We start from the raw sequence: 13,274 nt of genomic DNA on the forward strand, positions 1-13,274 counted from the left end.
GTAACCGGGGGATCGCTACGCTCGGGCACCCCACCCGGGCTGCGCACGCGGCCGACTGACGGACGGGTGGCGCGGTGCCAGCGGCCCCCGCGCCTCTAGTCCGTCAGTGCGGAGCCCGTCAGCGTGTGCTGACGGTGACCCGGGTCAGCGCGAACGCACCGTCCTGCGCGAAGAGCGCGAGGCGCCCGGACGGGCGGTCGTAGAGGCGCGTGCTCAACGCGACGGAACCGTCGACGACGGCGACGCAGAGGTCGCCGTCGAGGTGCACGTCGATGCGGTGCGGGCCGGGAGCGAGCGGGACCGGGCGCTCGAGCTCGACCGCGTGCGGGACGTCACCGAGGATCTGCCACTGCTCACCGCCGGTCGTACCGCGCGGCCACCGATCGAGGACGAGTCGGGAGCGGTCCGGTTCGAGGCGGAGCGCGTAGCCGGCTTCCGCGTCGTCGCTCGTGCGCAGGAGCACACCGAACGACCGGGTGTCCGGGGCGACGTCGAGCTCGATCGTGACGAGTGCCTCGACGGGGAGTTCCGGCCCGGTCCAGGATGCGAAGCGGCTCGATGCGCCGTCTCCGACGACCGGTGCTGCGCCGTTCACGGGTGTGAAGACATCGGTGACGTCGACCTCGTGCGCGTACGCCGCTCGGAGCGTCCGGGGGAGGTCGAAGCGCAACGAACCGTCAGCTCGCTGGTGCGCCTGGAGGGTCGCCATGGTGCCGGCCCACTGCCATGCCCCGGCGTCGCGCTCACCCTCCTTCGTGGCGATCCACCCGACGAAGAAGCGGTCCTCGCCGAGGGCGACGGTCTTCGCGGCGTAGAACGCGCGCCCGTCGACGGTGTCGTCGGCGGGCGCGAGCCACGGTCCGTCGGGCGACGTCGCGACGCGGTAGCGCGTGCAGAACGCGTCGGAGAACTCGGAGTACACGAGGTACCACCAGTCGCCCCACCGGAAGACGTCCGGGCACTCGTGGGCGATGAACCGGTGCGGCGCCCAGATCGGGTCGGCGTCGCGCCAGGTGACGAGGTCGTCCGACTCGAGGCGGGCGACGAGACCGGAGCGGCGGTGGGGCTCGTCCGGGCGGCGGGTCGCGAGGAGCATCTGCCAGGGGCGCTCGGGCGACGGGCGGAAGACGAACGGGTCGCGCCAGTCCTCGGGCGCGTAGCCGGGGAGTGCTGGCAGGTCCCACTCGGGGTGCTTCGTCCAGCGCGTGAGGTCCCCGTCGGAGGTCGCGTGGCAGACGACCTGGACGTCCTTCCGGCCGAGGTCGGTGTCGGTGGTGATGCGCGGGTTGTGGCCGGTGGAGAACAGGTGCAGGAGCCCGGAGTCGTCGCGGACGACGCTGCCCGTGTAGCAGTCGAAGTCGCTGGCGTCGGGTCCGCCCGAGGGGAGCACGACGCCGTGGTCCTCGAAGGTCACGAAGTCCGTCGTCGAGACCGCGCCCCAGGGCATGCCCGTCGCACGGTCGACGGGTGCCGCGTCCGGCCGTTCGTCGAGCAGGTAGTACAGCCACGCCCGGTCGTCGGCCGCGAACGGGATGACGTCGCCCACGAAGCCGTTCGGCGGGCGGAAGTGGGTGCTCGGTTCGGCTGTCACTGGGGCTCCTGCGGATCGGTTGCGGGTGCGGGTGCGGGGGCTGGGGCGTCCCGTGGCGTTGCGAGGGAGCTTCGCGGGACGTACTCGCAGGGCACGAGGTGGCGCCCGGGATCGTGCGTCTCGGCGAGCAGGAGCGTGCCGGCGTCGAAGCCCATCTGCTGGTGGGGGAGCGCGACCGTGGTCAGCGGCGGGTGCATCTGGTCGGCGAGGTCGGGCTGGTCGTCGAAGCCGACGATGCTGACGTCTTCCGGGCAGCGGAGCCCGAGGGACTGCGCCGCCATCAGTGCGCCGACGGCCATGCGGTCGTTCCCGCAGACGAGGGCGGTCGGCGGGTCGTCGGCGAGGAACTCCATCGCGAGGTCGTAGCCGGAGCCCACCTGATAGGTGCCGTACCGGACGGGGACGGCGTCTGCTCGGAGCCCGGCTTCGGCCGCGGCCTCGTCGAACCCGCGCTTGCGCTCGCCGCAGGCGTAGTCGTCCTGCGGACCGCCGAGGAACGCGACGTCGGTGTGCCCGGCGGCGAACACGGCAGCGGCGACGTCGTGGCCACCCTGGAACTCGTCGGCCAGCACGGTGACGGCCGGGGCGCCGTCCGGCGGGAAGCAGTTCACGAAGACGGTCGGCACGCCCTCGACGCCCGACACCGGCGTGACGTCCTCGGGGCCGGGGGCGGCGTAGATCAGGCCGGCGACGCCCTGCTGCACGAGGTTCGCGACGGCCGCCGTGCCGCCGTCGGACGTCTGCGCGGTCTCGACGACGAAGCAGACGTACCCGGCTTCCTGCACGGCCTGCTGCACACCGAGCACGATGTGACCGGCGTAGGGCTGGGAGACGAGCCGGTCCGCGATGACCCCGACCGTGTAGGACCGGTTCGACCGGAGGGACTGCGCGGCACGGTTCGGCTGGAAGTTGAGCGCCTTCGCCGACTCGAGCACGCGGGCCCGGGTGTCCGCGGCGATCGAGACGTCGCGCCGGTCGTTCAGCACGAACGAGACCGTCGGCTGCGAGACGCCGGCATGCCGCGCGACGTCCTTCATCGTGACGCGGTGCGACGGTTCCGTCTGCTTTCGGCTCGCCATCTGTCCTCCTTCGACATGCTCATCATGGCAGAAGCAAATACGTATTGCCTCCTCTGGACGACGTGTGTACAGTCAGCGAGCAAATACGTATTGGCTCCGACTCGACGGGGCCACGATCGCTCAGAGAGGAGCGACCCATGGCGAACGGATTCAGCACTCCGATCGACCGACGCACGCTGTTCAAGTTCGGTGGTGCCGGACTCGCACTGGCCGGCATCGGATCGCTCGCGGCGTGCTCCACCTCCGGCAGTGGCGGTGGCGCGACGGGCACGATCAAGATGCTCTACTTCGGGGAGCAGAGCGCGGCGACCGCACTCCAGAAGGCCATCGAGCCGAAGATCCGGCAGCTCGACAAGACGGCGAAGCTGCAGGTCACGGCCATCAACGGCACCGACTGGAACGACTTCCTGGCGAAGGTGCTCACGCAGATCGCTTCCGGGGACGTGCCCGACATCGTCAGTGTCGCGACCGAGGGGCAGCAGCTGCTCGCCTCGAAGAACCTGCTGACGCCGCTCGACGACCTCGTCACCAAGAACCTGTCCGGGCTGTCGACGTACTTCAGGGGCATCCACCCCTCGCTGGTCGAGTCGACGATGTACCAGGGGCACCTCTACACGCTGCCCGACAGCTTCAACGCCGGCAGCATGTTCTACTCGACATCGCTGTTCGACAAGGCGGGGCTCTCGCGTCCGGCCGCGAACTGGTCGATGGACGATTTCCACTCTTCGGCGGAGAGCCTGGCCAAGGTCGGCGGCAGCACCTACGCGTTCGACTGGGTCGTGCGGCTCTGGGGCAGCTGGACCTCGTTCCTCTACGCGAACGACGGCAACCTCCTCGAGGAGGGGCGCTACTCCGGCGGCGACTGGCTCTGGGGCAGCAAGGCGTTCGACGGCAACGCCGTGGGCGTGAGCGGCCGCAAGGGCGGCTGGAAGTGGGGCGACCCGACGGCGAACTCCGACGCTGCGGTCGAGGCGCTGCAGTACGTGATCGACCTGCAGAAGTCGGGGGCGTCCCCGTCGCCCGACGTCGGCGGTGGCGGCACGCTGCAGGGCCTCTTCGCGTCCGGGCGCATCGGCATGACGATCGGTGGCGGGTTCTGGGCGGGTGGTCTCCACAACGCGGGCATGAAGGACGGCAGCTTCGACGTCGTGGAGTTCCCGACGTGGAAGAGCAACAAGTCGCTCTTCGGTGCCGGCGGGTACGGGATCTTCGACTCGTCGAAGCAGAAGGACCTGGCGTTCGAGGTCATCAAGCTGATGGTGCAGCCGGAGAGCTTCGACGCGCTCTGGCCCGGCAACGTCACGACACCGGCGCAGAAGTCGCTGCTGACGGCCGATCGGTACAAGACCACGGGCCCGGAGCACTGGTCGGTGTTCTACGACCAGCTCGACAACTCGGTGCCGATCTCCGCACCGCCCTACTACAACGCGCTCGCGACGGCCCTCAACCAGCGCACCACCCAGGCGATCTCGTCCGGCAACGCGAAGAAGGCGCTCGACGGCCTGCAGGCCGACATCGAGAAGGCCGCCGCGCAGGCGTCGTGATGACCGCGACGACAGGATTCCGCTCCCGGCGGGCTGCCGAGGTCGCAGCCCGCCGGCCGGCGGCCAAGCGCGTCCGGCGCCGTGAAGCCTCGTTCGGCTACGCGATGATCGGACTGGCGGTGGTCTTCGTCGCCGTCTTCACATTCATCCCGATCCTCGCGTCGCTCGGGCTCTCCTTCACGTCGTGGGACGTGATCAGCAGTCCGAAGTTCGTCGGCCTGGACAACTACGTGCGGCTGTTCACCGACGGTCCGGTCCTGGCCTCGTTCGGGGTGACCGTCGTGCTGGCGGTCTGCATCGTCGCGTTGCAGATCTCGCTCGGCATGCTGTTGGCGGTGCTGGCGAACAACCGGAAGCGCAACGCCACGCGCGTCTTCTTCCGGACGTCGTTCTACCTGCCGCTGCTCGCGTCGTCCGCGGCGGTGTCGATCTTCATGGGCTACATCTTCGACACCAAGTTCGGGCTCATCAACTACTACCTGAACGAGATCGGGCTCCCGGGCGCGCACTGGCTCAACGACCCGTTCTGGGCGAAGGTCACGGTCGTGCTCGTGGTGGTCTGGCAGCAGGTGGGCTTCACGTTCGTCCTGTTCGTGGCCGCCCTGATGTCCGTGCCGGTCGACGTCCAGGAGGCCGCAGCGATCGACGGAGCCGGGCCGTGGCGCACCCTCTTCCGGATCAAGATCCCGTTGATCAGCCCGACGATCCTCTTCGCCACCGTGATCGCGATGATCAACGCGATGCAACTGTTCGACCAGCCGTTCATCATGACGAAGGGCGGGCCGGGCACCGCGACGACGACCGCGACCATCTCCCTCTACCAGGCCGGCTTCCAGAACCTGCAGTTCGGGTTCGCCTCCGCCATCGCGATCCTGTTGCTCGTCATCATCGGCATCATCACCGGGATCCAGTTCATCGCCGCACGAAAGCTGGTGTTCTACCAATGACGACCACCGACGTCATCAACCCGCTCCACGCGCCGGAGACCGTCGCACAGCCGAGCGTCGCCCACATCGTCCGTCGCCGCCGGCCGGTGGCGAAGGTCGGCAGCGTCATCGGGCTGGTCATCCTGATCATCGCCGCGGTGTTCGCGCTCGGGCCGCTGCTCTGGACCCTGACCACCTCGCTCCGCACCCCGGCCGAGTCGTTCGACAACCCGCCGCAGTGGATCCCGCTCTCGTGGGACTTCAGCAACTACGCGGCCGTGTTCAACCAGATCCCGATCGGCCAGTTCTTCGTGAACAGCGTGCTCGTCACACTGCTCATCGTGGTCGGCCAGACCATCACCTGCACGCTCTCGGGCTACGCGTTCGCGATGATCAGCTTCCCGGGGAAGAACACGATCTTCGGGATCTTCCTCGCCACCATGATGGTGCCGATCCAGACGATCATCATCCCGGTGTTCGTCATCCTGAAGGACATGGGACTGACCGGCTCCATCGCCTCGCTCATCGTCCCGGCCCTCGGCAGCGCGTTCGGCACCTTCCTGATGCGGCAGTACTTCATGCAGATGCCGAAGGAGCTCGGTGAGGCGGCGCGCATCGACGGAGCGACGCAGTTCGGCGTCTTCTGGCACGTGTACTCGCGGATGGCCAGCCCGGCGATCGCGACGCTCGCGATCCTGAACTTCTCCGGGTTCTGGGCCGAGTACTACCGGCCGCTGATCTTCCTGAACCAGCAGGACACGTTCACGCTCCCGCTCGGCCTGGTCGGCCTGCAGGGCAACCTCGGCACCGGCTCGATCTCGGTCGTGCTCGCCGGCGTGGTCCTGACGATGATCCCGAGCGTGCTGCTGTTCATCGTCGCCCAGCGGTACTTCATCGAGGGCGTCACGGCGGGGTCGTCACGATGACCGACACCCCCGTGACCGAGGCGCCTTCGGCAGTGGCCCCGCCGGCCGACGCCCGCGCCGTCCCCACCCCGTCCCAGGAAGCAGCACCGACCGTGATCGCACCAGCCGACCACCACCTCCCGCAGTTCCACGTCCGCCTGCCTCGCGGCTACGTCAACGACCCGAACGGCCCGATCGACATCGGCGGTCAGGCCCACCTGTACTTCCAGTCCCGGCCGCGCGTCGACCTCGACGTCCCGGTGGAGTGGGGGCACGTGACGAGCCACGACCTCGTGCACTGGACGCTCCACCGTCCGGCGATCGTGCCGGTCCCGGGCGGTGCCGACTCCGGTGGTGCCTGGTCGGGCAACACCGTCCTGCACGGCGGGGTCGTCCGCGCCTACTACTCCGGCAAGGTCGACCACAGCCCCTTCCAGTCGGTGCTGCTCGCCGAGTCCACCGACGGCGGAGCCACCTTCGGAGCCCCCGTGCAGGTCGTCGCGGACCCCGGAGCCGAGGAATCGATCACGATGTTCCGCGATCCGTTCGTGTGGTCCGACGGAGACGGGTGGTCGATGGCCGTCGGCGCCGCGGACGCCGACCAGGTGGCGTCCGTCCGGCACTACCGCTCGACCGACGGTGTCGACTGGACGTTCGTCGGCGACCTCGTCGCCATGCCGCGCGCGACGGTGCACGGCATCGACACCGGCGAGGGCTGGGAGTGCCCGCAGATCATCACGATCGACGGCGCCGACGTGGCGATCGTCGCGTCGTGGTCCCACGCGGAGGGGCCCGGCGACGTGCTCGCGGTGCCCCTGACCGGTGCCCTGCGGCCCTCCCGGATCGACGACGGGCAGCACTTCTACGCGGCTTCGGTGATGCGGACGGGGTCGTGGGGCCCGGTGCTGTTCGGGTGGATCACCGAGGGCCGGAACCGGGAGTGGACCGAGCAGGTCGGCTGGTCGGGTGCGATCTCCCTGCCGCGCCGCGCCTGGGTCGCGGACGGACGGCTCCTGACCGAGCCCCACCCGGCCCTCGATGCGCTGCGCGTCGGTTCGGCGACGGACGGCCGCGCGGAGACGATCGGCGCCCAGGCAGAGATCGTGCTCCAGGACCCGGTGACCGGCCGCATCCGGGTCCGGTTCTCCGACGCCGAGTTCCTCGACATCGTCGTCGACACCGAGGCGGACACGCTCACCGTCGACCGGTCCTGCGCCAGCACCGACCAGCGCGCGGACCGGCGCCCAGCCGAGATCCGTCATCCGTTCGACGCCGCGGCGGACCGCCCCGCGGTGCGCGTGCTGCTCGACGGTTCCGTGGTCGAGGTCTTCACCAGCGCCGGACGCTCCGTCACGACGCGGGTCTACCCGGTGCAGGCACCGCCGTGGACCGTCGAGGCCCCGGAGGGCGCGTCGTGGTGGCCGCTCGAGTGCGCGGTCACCTCGGTGGCGTCCGCTCCGCGAGCGGTCGTCGCCGGGGCCGGGACTGCCTGATGTCGTCGCGGTACGGCCCCGTCGCCGGTCCGGGAAGGACACGGATGTGTCGATGATCACCGTCGCCGGCGAAGCGCTGGTCGACGTCGTCGGTCAGGGCCGCGAGGTCCCCGGCGGCGGGCCCGCGAACGTTGCGCTCGGCCTGGGGCGGCTCGGCGCCGAGGTCGAGTTCGCGACCTGGCTCGGTGCCGACGAGCGGGGACAGCGCGTCGCGCGGCACCTCGAGGCCTCGGGCGTGCAGCTCGTCGCCGGCGGCTTCGGCGCTGCACGGACGTCATCCGCGACGGTGCTGCTCGGTGCGGACGGGCAGCCCAGCTACGCGTTCGACATCGAGTGGGACCTCCCGCGCCTCCAGCGGACACCGGAGTGGTTGCACATCGGATCGATCGCCGCGTTCCTCCAGCCGGGGGCAGAGAAGGTGCTCGCTGCGGCCGAACGGACCACGGCCACCGGTGGGATCGTCTCGTTCGACCCGAACGTGCGCCCCGCCCTGCTCGGCACCCGGTCCGGAGCACGCGCCCGGTTCGAGGAGCTGGCGGCCCTGTCGACCGTGGTGAAGCTCTCCGACGAGGACGCGGCATGGCTCTGGCCCGGGCGTGACACCGACGCGGTGCTCGACGCGGTCATCGGGCTCGGGGCGGAGCTCGCCGTCGTCACCGCCGGGGCATCGGGATCCGTCCTGTCCACGGCCTCGGAGCGGGTGACGGTGCCGGGGGAGCGTGCGGCCGTCATCGACACGGTGGGCGCGGGGGACACCTACACCGCGGCGCTCCTCTGGCAGTTGACCTGCTCGCGGCCGTGGCCGGCGGACTCGTCGTCGACGGGCAGCGGCTCGTCGCTGGGACACCTCGACGGCACCGCGTTGCGGGAGCTGGGTCGTACGTGCTCCATCGCCGCGGCGATCACGGTCGGACGGCGCGGGGCCGACCTGCCGACCATCGACGACGTCCGTCTGGCCTCCGTCCCGAAGGCCGTCCGGTGACCGCGTCGACCGTGCGGACCCACCGACCCTCGTTTACCACCCGAACCCTCGAAGGAGAACACCATGCTCGGCAACCTCACCGGCGTCCACCTGCTCGTCATCCTCGGCATCGTCATCCTGCTCGTCGGCGCCACCAAGCTCCCCGCCCTGGCGAAGGGTCTCGGGCAGTCGCTCACGATCTTCCGCCGCGAGGTCCGCGACACTGAGCCGCACGGCACCGCGACCGGCGTTTCCACTCCCGCCGCGACGTCGACCCCGACGACGCCCGTCGAGTGACGACACCGCTTCGAGCTGAGCGGAGCGAACCGTGGACGCCGAGAAGCTGATCGTCATCGGGATCGTCGCCGCGGTCTTCGTCGGACCGCACCGCCTCGTCGGTCTCGCGCAGCAGCTCGCTGGGTTCGTCCGACAGCTCCGTCACTGGGCGGAATCCACGAAGGCCCAGGTCGAGGAGGAGATCGGCGTCGAGATCGACTGGTCCGAGCTCGACCCGCGTCGGTACGACCCGCGCCGGATCATCCGTAATGCGCTGACGCAGCCGTCGTCAGCGAGCGAGTCGAGGGAGCGGGCGTCAGCGGCGACATCCAGCGCTGGCGAACCGCAGGCGTGAGGATCCTGTGATGCGGCTCGCGGTGAGTGCGGGGCGGGAGGCGCGGTGCCAGCTGGCACCGCGCCTCCCGTCCGCCGTCAGGTCACCGCCACGCCGCCAGCTCACGCGAGAGCGTCGCCCGCGCCCGGACCAGCATCCCGCGCACCGTCGAGACCGGCAGCCCGAGCGCATCGGCGACCTCCCGGTAGGACAGCTGCTCGACGTGCCGCAGCTCCCAGCACCGGCGCTGCGTCGCGGGCAAGGTCGTGAGCACCGCCGTCGCAGCCTGCGCGAGCGACGCACGCTCGGTGACACCGGTCGGGGCGTGGTCGTCCGCTGCGGGCGTCGACTCGTCGAGCCGGCCGGTGACCCGCGCCGCGGCCCCGCTGAACCGGTCGTAGCTCCGCCGCCGAGCGGTGGTCACGAGCCAACCGCCGATCGCCGCTGCATCGACGATCGTCCCCAGGTGCGTCCACGCCGCGAGGAACGTCTCCTGCACGACGTCGTCGGCGTCGGCATGGGAGTGCAGGACGCGCATGGCGGTGGCGTGCACGAGCGGCGTGTGCCGTCGCACGATCGATGCGAAGTCGGCGGTTTGCGGTGGTGCTGCGGTGGGGGCGCGCATGAGCACGGTGGGCTCCGATCCTCGGGCGGATGCATCCAGGGGATTCGGAATCGGGTCACGTCGAGAGGGTTGGAGTGCTTACCCCAGATCGCGGGGGACCTGGCCTGGTGCCGAGCCGCCCGACCAGCGCCGGATGGCGTCCTCGTCGAGCGCGGTGATCCCGTGGCGCACCGGGAGGGTGACGTGGTCGACGACGGCTCCCGTGGCACGCAGGCGCTCGGCGGTCCGGAGGCCGTCGCTCGCCCTGCGGCGGGCGTCGAACCGGGCGTCGAGCACCAGCACCGGGACGCCGGAGCCGGTGCCGACCGGTCCGGACTGGAAGGGCGGTTGCGGCCGGATGAGGACTCCGGCGGTGAACAGGTCCGGACACAGCTCGAGGAGGGCGGCAGCCGCGATCGCCCCGTTCGAGAAGCCGAGCACGAACCGGTGTGCGGTCGGAGCGAGCTGCGCACTCCCGTGGTCGACGGCGTCGGCGAGCAGCGCGATGCGCGCCCGCAGGTCGTCCTCGTCGAGGCTCCGGTCGGGGCGACGGCGGAAGTGCGCGTACCCCTGCGGCGTCGGTTCGGTGCCGCGCAGCGCGATCTTGGCATCGTCGGGTGCCAGCCGATCCGCGAGGGGGAGGAGGTCGGTCTCGTGACCGTCGGACCCGTGGAGCAGCACCCACGTCGTGCCGGTCGGACGCGCGACGGCAGGGACCGACAGCACGATGTCCGTGCCGAGCGGTGATCGCAGCGAGCGTGTCCACGAGTGCACGGGTCGATCATGCTCCGCAGCGTGCCCAGAGGACCGTCCGCAGATGGTCGCCGACGTCGGCCGTACGGTTCACTCGACAGGGGGTGAGCGAGAGGACGACACCATGGCGGATCTGCTGATCGGGATCGAGGAGCACTGGGTGCACGAGGGGATCGACCATGCGCAGCGTGCATTGCCGGCTGATCGGCGCGACGACAGCCTCGTCCTCAACGACCACGGCGATGCCGCGCGGCGCCTCGGCGACATCGAGAGCGAGCGCCTCGCCGCGATGGACGCACAGGGCGTCGACATGCAGGTCCTGTCCCTCGCCCCGCCGGGCACGCAGGGGCTCGACGCGGTCGACGCGATCGCCCTGAGCCGCGATGCGAACGACGAGGTCGCGGCCGCGGTCGCCGCACACCCGGATCGCTTCCGGGCCTTCGCGACCCTGCCGCTCGCCGACCCGCACGCCGCCGCCGTCGAACTGGAGCGCGCCGCAGCACTCGGCCTCGTCGGCGTCATGCTGCACGGCCGCACCGGGGACGTCCTGATCGACGACCCGCGCTTCGAGGAACTCTGGACCGTCGCGGAGCAACTCCGGCAGCCGGTGTTCATCCACCCGCAGATCCCCCCGCGGGCCGTCCGGGACGCCTCCTACACCGGGCTCGGCGGCCTGCCCGACCTCGCGCTGGCGACCTTCTCGTGGGGCTGGCACCTCGAAGCGGGAACGGCCGCGCTCCGGCTCATGGCGCGCGGCGTGCTGGATCGCCACCCGTCGCTGCAGCTCGTGCTCGGGCACTGGGGCGAGCTCCTGCTGTTCTGGCACGACCGCGCCGACGGACTCGCACGTGCGGCCGGCCTCGAACGGTCGATCACGGAGTACCTGCGCGAGAACGTCTGGATCACGGCCTCCGGCATGCTCGACCCGGCGATGCTGCAGCACGCCCTGAGCATCACGACGCCGGACCGGCTCCTGTTCTCGACCGACCACCCGTTCCAGCAGCCCACCCGCGAGGAGATCACGGCCTTCCTCACGGCACTGCCCGATCAGCAGGCCCGCGATGCCTTCGCGTCGGGGAACGCCCGTCGGCTGTTCGGTCTCACGGGCTGAGCACCCCGCCGCCGGTACGCTGCGGACATGCCGGGGGACTTCACGATCCGAACCACGACCGAGCGCGACTGGGAGCAGGTGCGCGCTCTCCGCATCGAGAACGCCACGGACGACCCGATCTCCTACGGGGCGACGCTCGAGTACACGCTCGCGATGACCGAGGACGACTGGCGGCTCCGCGCGAGGCGTGGCGAGGGGACCGAGACGACGAGCGTGGTGGCGGTCGACCGGACGGGTCGCTGGATCGGGATGATGAGCGGCCAGGTCGGTGACGCGTACGGCAACGATCCCGTGCTCACCGGCGTGTACGTCACGCCGTCGTCCCGCGGTCGGGCGAACGGCGTCGCGGATGCGCTGCTCGACCACGTGGTCGGGTGGGCAGCGGGGCACGGCGAGCGGCTCCGCCTCGAGGTGTACGACCAGGCGGTGCCAGCTGGTCGCTTCTACGAACGTCGCGGGTTCCGGGCGAGCGGTCGCTCCCGCGACTTCCGACTGCTGGGGCAGGGGCGGGACGCCCCGTCGCTGCGCCTGGTCGAGTTGGTGCGGACCGTCACGTGACCCGCTGACGGACGGGAGGCGCGGTGCGGCCCCGCCCCGCGCCTCCCGTCCGCTGTGCGGTCGTCAGACCGCGGCGAGCTCCCGCGTCAGTGCCGCCACGAACGCGTCGATGTCCTGCTCCGAGGTGTCGAACGAGCACATCCACCGCACCTCGTTCCGGCTGGCGTCCCAGTCGTAGAACCGGAAGTGCTCGCGCAGCCGATCGGCCACGCCGGCCGGCAGCGTCGCGAAGACCCCGTTCGCCTGGGTCTCCTGGCTGAACCCGACGCCGCGGATGCTGCCGTCGGCGATCCCCGCCTCGAGGGCGCCGCGGAGTCGCTGCGCCATGGCGTTGGCGTGCCCGGCCGACCGGACGTAGAGGTCGTCGCTGAGCAGGGCGATGAGCTGTGCCGAGACGAAGCGCATCTTCGACGAGAGCTGCATGTTGAGCTTGCGGAGGTAGTGCAGGCCCTCCGATGCCTCGGGGTTCAGGACGACGATCGCCTCGCCGTAGAGCATCCCGTTCTTCGTCCCGCCGAAGCTCAGCACGTCGACGCCGGCGTCGGTGGTGAAGTCGCGCAGGGGGAGCCCGAGGCTCGCGGCCGCGTTCGAGATGCGGGCGCCGTCCATGTGCAGCGTCATGCCGAGCGGGTGGATGTGGTCCGCGATCGCGCGCACCTCGTCCACCGAGTAGGCCGTGCCGAGCTCGGTGGTCTGGGTGATCGAGACGACGAGCGGCTGGGCGCGGTGCTCGTCGCCCCAGCCCCAGGCCTCCTTGTCGATGAGCTCGGGGGTGAGCTTGCCGTCCGGCGTCTCGACGGGCAGGAGCTTGACCCCGCCCACGCGCTCGGGGGCGCCGGCCTCGTCGGTGTGGATGTGCGCGGTCGAGGTGCACACGACGGCACCCCAGCGGGGGAGCATCGACTGCAGTCCGACGACGTTCGCGCCGGTGCCGTTGAAGACGGGGAACGCCTGCGCCTGCGACCCGAAGTGCTCCCCGACGACCTCGTTGAGCCGTGCGGTGTACACGTCTTCGCCGTACGCGATCTGGTGGCCGTCGTTGGCCGCGGAGATCGCCGCGAGGATCTCGGGGTGGATGCCGGCGTAGTTGTCCGAGGCGAAGCCCCGCAGGTCCAGGTCGTGGAGTCGAAGGGTCACGC

Annotated in this window: 14 protein-coding genes; 9 read left to right on the forward strand and 5 right to left on the reverse strand. The window is 70.8% G+C overall.

Going from position 1 to position 13,274, the window contains the following annotated elements:
• Nucleotides 1-118: 118 nt before the first annotated feature.
• Both J2X60_RS16275 and J2X60_RS16280 read right to left on the reverse strand, forming a co-directional pair.
• The gene (locus J2X60_RS16275; protein ID WP_309888957.1) at nt 119-1,591 is read right to left on the reverse strand and encodes a glycoside hydrolase family 32 protein; all 1,473 of its coding nucleotides are present in this window, start codon (nt 1,589-1,591) and stop codon (nt 119-121) included.
• Nucleotides 1,588-2,670, reverse strand: coding sequence for a LacI family DNA-binding transcriptional regulator (locus tag J2X60_RS16280; RefSeq protein ID WP_309888959.1), 1,083 nt, complete (start codon nt 2,668-2,670; stop codon nt 1,588-1,590). The genes J2X60_RS16275 and J2X60_RS16280 overlap by 4 nt, the downstream gene beginning before the upstream one ends.
• Nucleotides 2,671-2,807: 137 nt before the next feature.
• Between J2X60_RS16280 and J2X60_RS16285 the strand changes: the two genes are divergently transcribed.
• From J2X60_RS16285 to J2X60_RS16315, 7 genes are all read left to right on the forward strand, one after another.
• The gene (locus J2X60_RS16285; protein ID WP_070417978.1) at nt 2,808-4,214 is read left to right on the forward strand and encodes a sugar ABC transporter substrate-binding protein; all 1,407 of its coding nucleotides are present in this window, start codon (nt 2,808-2,810) and stop codon (nt 4,212-4,214) included.
• Nucleotides 4,214-5,161, forward strand: coding sequence for a carbohydrate ABC transporter permease (locus J2X60_RS16290; protein WP_070417979.1), 948 nt, complete (start codon nt 4,214-4,216; stop codon nt 5,159-5,161). The genes J2X60_RS16285 and J2X60_RS16290 overlap by 1 nt, the downstream gene beginning before the upstream one ends.
• Nucleotides 5,158-6,066, forward strand: coding sequence for a carbohydrate ABC transporter permease (locus J2X60_RS16295; protein WP_083295207.1), 909 nt, complete (start codon nt 5,158-5,160; stop codon nt 6,064-6,066). The genes J2X60_RS16290 and J2X60_RS16295 overlap by 4 nt, the downstream gene beginning before the upstream one ends.
• Nucleotides 6,063-7,538 carry a glycoside hydrolase family 32 protein gene (locus tag J2X60_RS16300; RefSeq protein WP_309888963.1) on the forward strand — a complete coding sequence of 492 codons (1,476 nt, stop codon included), beginning with the start codon at nt 6,063-6,065 and terminating at the stop codon, nt 7,536-7,538. The genes J2X60_RS16295 and J2X60_RS16300 overlap by 4 nt, the downstream gene beginning before the upstream one ends.
• Before the next feature lie 52 nt (nt 7,539-7,590).
• Entirely contained in the window at nt 7,591-8,520 is a 930-nt protein-coding gene (locus J2X60_RS16305) for a carbohydrate kinase (RefSeq protein ID WP_309888965.1), read from the forward strand.
• Between the two features lie 63 nt (nt 8,521-8,583).
• Nucleotides 8,584-8,796, forward strand: a complete 213-nt coding sequence (locus J2X60_RS16310; protein ID WP_309888967.1) for a twin-arginine translocase TatA/TatE family subunit — start codon at nt 8,584-8,586, stop codon at nt 8,794-8,796.
• 31 nt (nt 8,797-8,827) lie between these two features.
• Complete coding sequence (locus tag J2X60_RS16315) at nt 8,828-9,130, forward strand: Sec-independent protein translocase TatB (protein WP_309888969.1); 303 nt, start codon at nt 8,828-8,830, stop codon at nt 9,128-9,130.
• 82 nt (nt 9,131-9,212) lie between these two features.
• Here the strand turns inward: J2X60_RS16315 and J2X60_RS16320 are convergent, their stop codons facing one another.
• Together J2X60_RS16320 and J2X60_RS16325 are read right to left on the reverse strand one after the other, a co-directional pair.
• A complete protein-coding gene (locus tag J2X60_RS16320) occupies nt 9,213-9,683 on the reverse strand; it encodes a sigma-70 family RNA polymerase sigma factor (RefSeq protein ID WP_309888971.1) in 471 nt (156 codons plus the stop codon).
• Between the two features lie 129 nt (nt 9,684-9,812).
• Nucleotides 9,813-10,487: a hypothetical protein gene (locus J2X60_RS16325; protein ID WP_309888973.1), complete on the reverse strand. Its 675-nt coding sequence runs from the start codon at nt 10,485-10,487 to the stop codon at nt 9,813-9,815.
• 103 nt (nt 10,488-10,590) lie between these two features.
• Here J2X60_RS16325 and J2X60_RS16330 point away from each other — a divergent pair, with 103 nt between their 5' ends.
• Both J2X60_RS16330 and J2X60_RS16335 read left to right on the forward strand, forming a co-directional pair.
• Nucleotides 10,591-11,577: an amidohydrolase family protein gene (locus J2X60_RS16330; protein ID WP_309888975.1), complete on the forward strand. Its 987-nt coding sequence runs from the start codon at nt 10,591-10,593 to the stop codon at nt 11,575-11,577.
• Between the two features lie 27 nt (nt 11,578-11,604).
• Nucleotides 11,605-12,135, forward strand: a complete 531-nt coding sequence (locus tag J2X60_RS16335; protein WP_309776845.1) for a GNAT family N-acetyltransferase — start codon at nt 11,605-11,607, stop codon at nt 12,133-12,135.
• Nucleotides 12,136-12,198: 63 nt separating this feature from the next.
• On the opposite strand, the gene J2X60_RS16340 is transcribed toward J2X60_RS16335, so the two are convergent.
• Nucleotides 12,199-13,272: a low specificity L-threonine aldolase gene (locus J2X60_RS16340; protein ID WP_309888977.1), complete on the reverse strand. Its 1,074-nt coding sequence runs from the start codon at nt 13,270-13,272 to the stop codon at nt 12,199-12,201.
• Nucleotides 13,273-13,274 lie beyond the last annotated feature (2 nt).

Source organism: Curtobacterium sp. 320 (assembly GCF_031455235.1).
Lineage (GTDB): Bacteria > Actinomycetota > Actinomycetes > Actinomycetales > Microbacteriaceae > Curtobacterium.

Bases quoted from the DNA above. Each gene is read 5' to 3' on its own strand.
- J2X60_RS16300 (WP_309888963.1), top strand. From the start codon at position 6,063: ATGACCGACACCCCCGTGACCGAGGCGCCTTCGGCAGTGGCCCCGCCG.
- J2X60_RS16330 (WP_309888975.1), top strand. From the start codon at position 10,591: ATGGCGGATCTGCTGATCGGGATCGAGGAGCACTGGGTGCACGAGGGG.
- J2X60_RS16310 (WP_309888967.1), top strand. From the start codon at position 8,584: ATGCTCGGCAACCTCACCGGCGTCCACCTGCTCGTCATCCTCGGCATC.
- J2X60_RS16295 (WP_083295207.1), top strand. From the start codon at position 5,158: ATGACGACCACCGACGTCATCAACCCGCTCCACGCGCCGGAGACCGTC.
- J2X60_RS16285 (WP_070417978.1), top strand. From the start codon at position 2,808: ATGGCGAACGGATTCAGCACTCCGATCGACCGACGCACGCTGTTCAAG.
- J2X60_RS16335 (WP_309776845.1), top strand. From the start codon at position 11,605: ATGCCGGGGGACTTCACGATCCGAACCACGACCGAGCGCGACTGGGAG.
- J2X60_RS16305 (WP_309888965.1), top strand. From the start codon at position 7,591: ATGATCACCGTCGCCGGCGAAGCGCTGGTCGACGTCGTCGGTCAGGGC.
- J2X60_RS16280 (WP_309888959.1), bottom strand. From the start codon at position 2,670: ATGGCGAGCCGAAAGCAGACGGAACCGTCGCACCGCGTCACGATGAAG.
- J2X60_RS16290 (WP_070417979.1), top strand. From the start codon at position 4,214: ATGACCGCGACGACAGGATTCCGCTCCCGGCGGGCTGCCGAGGTCGCA.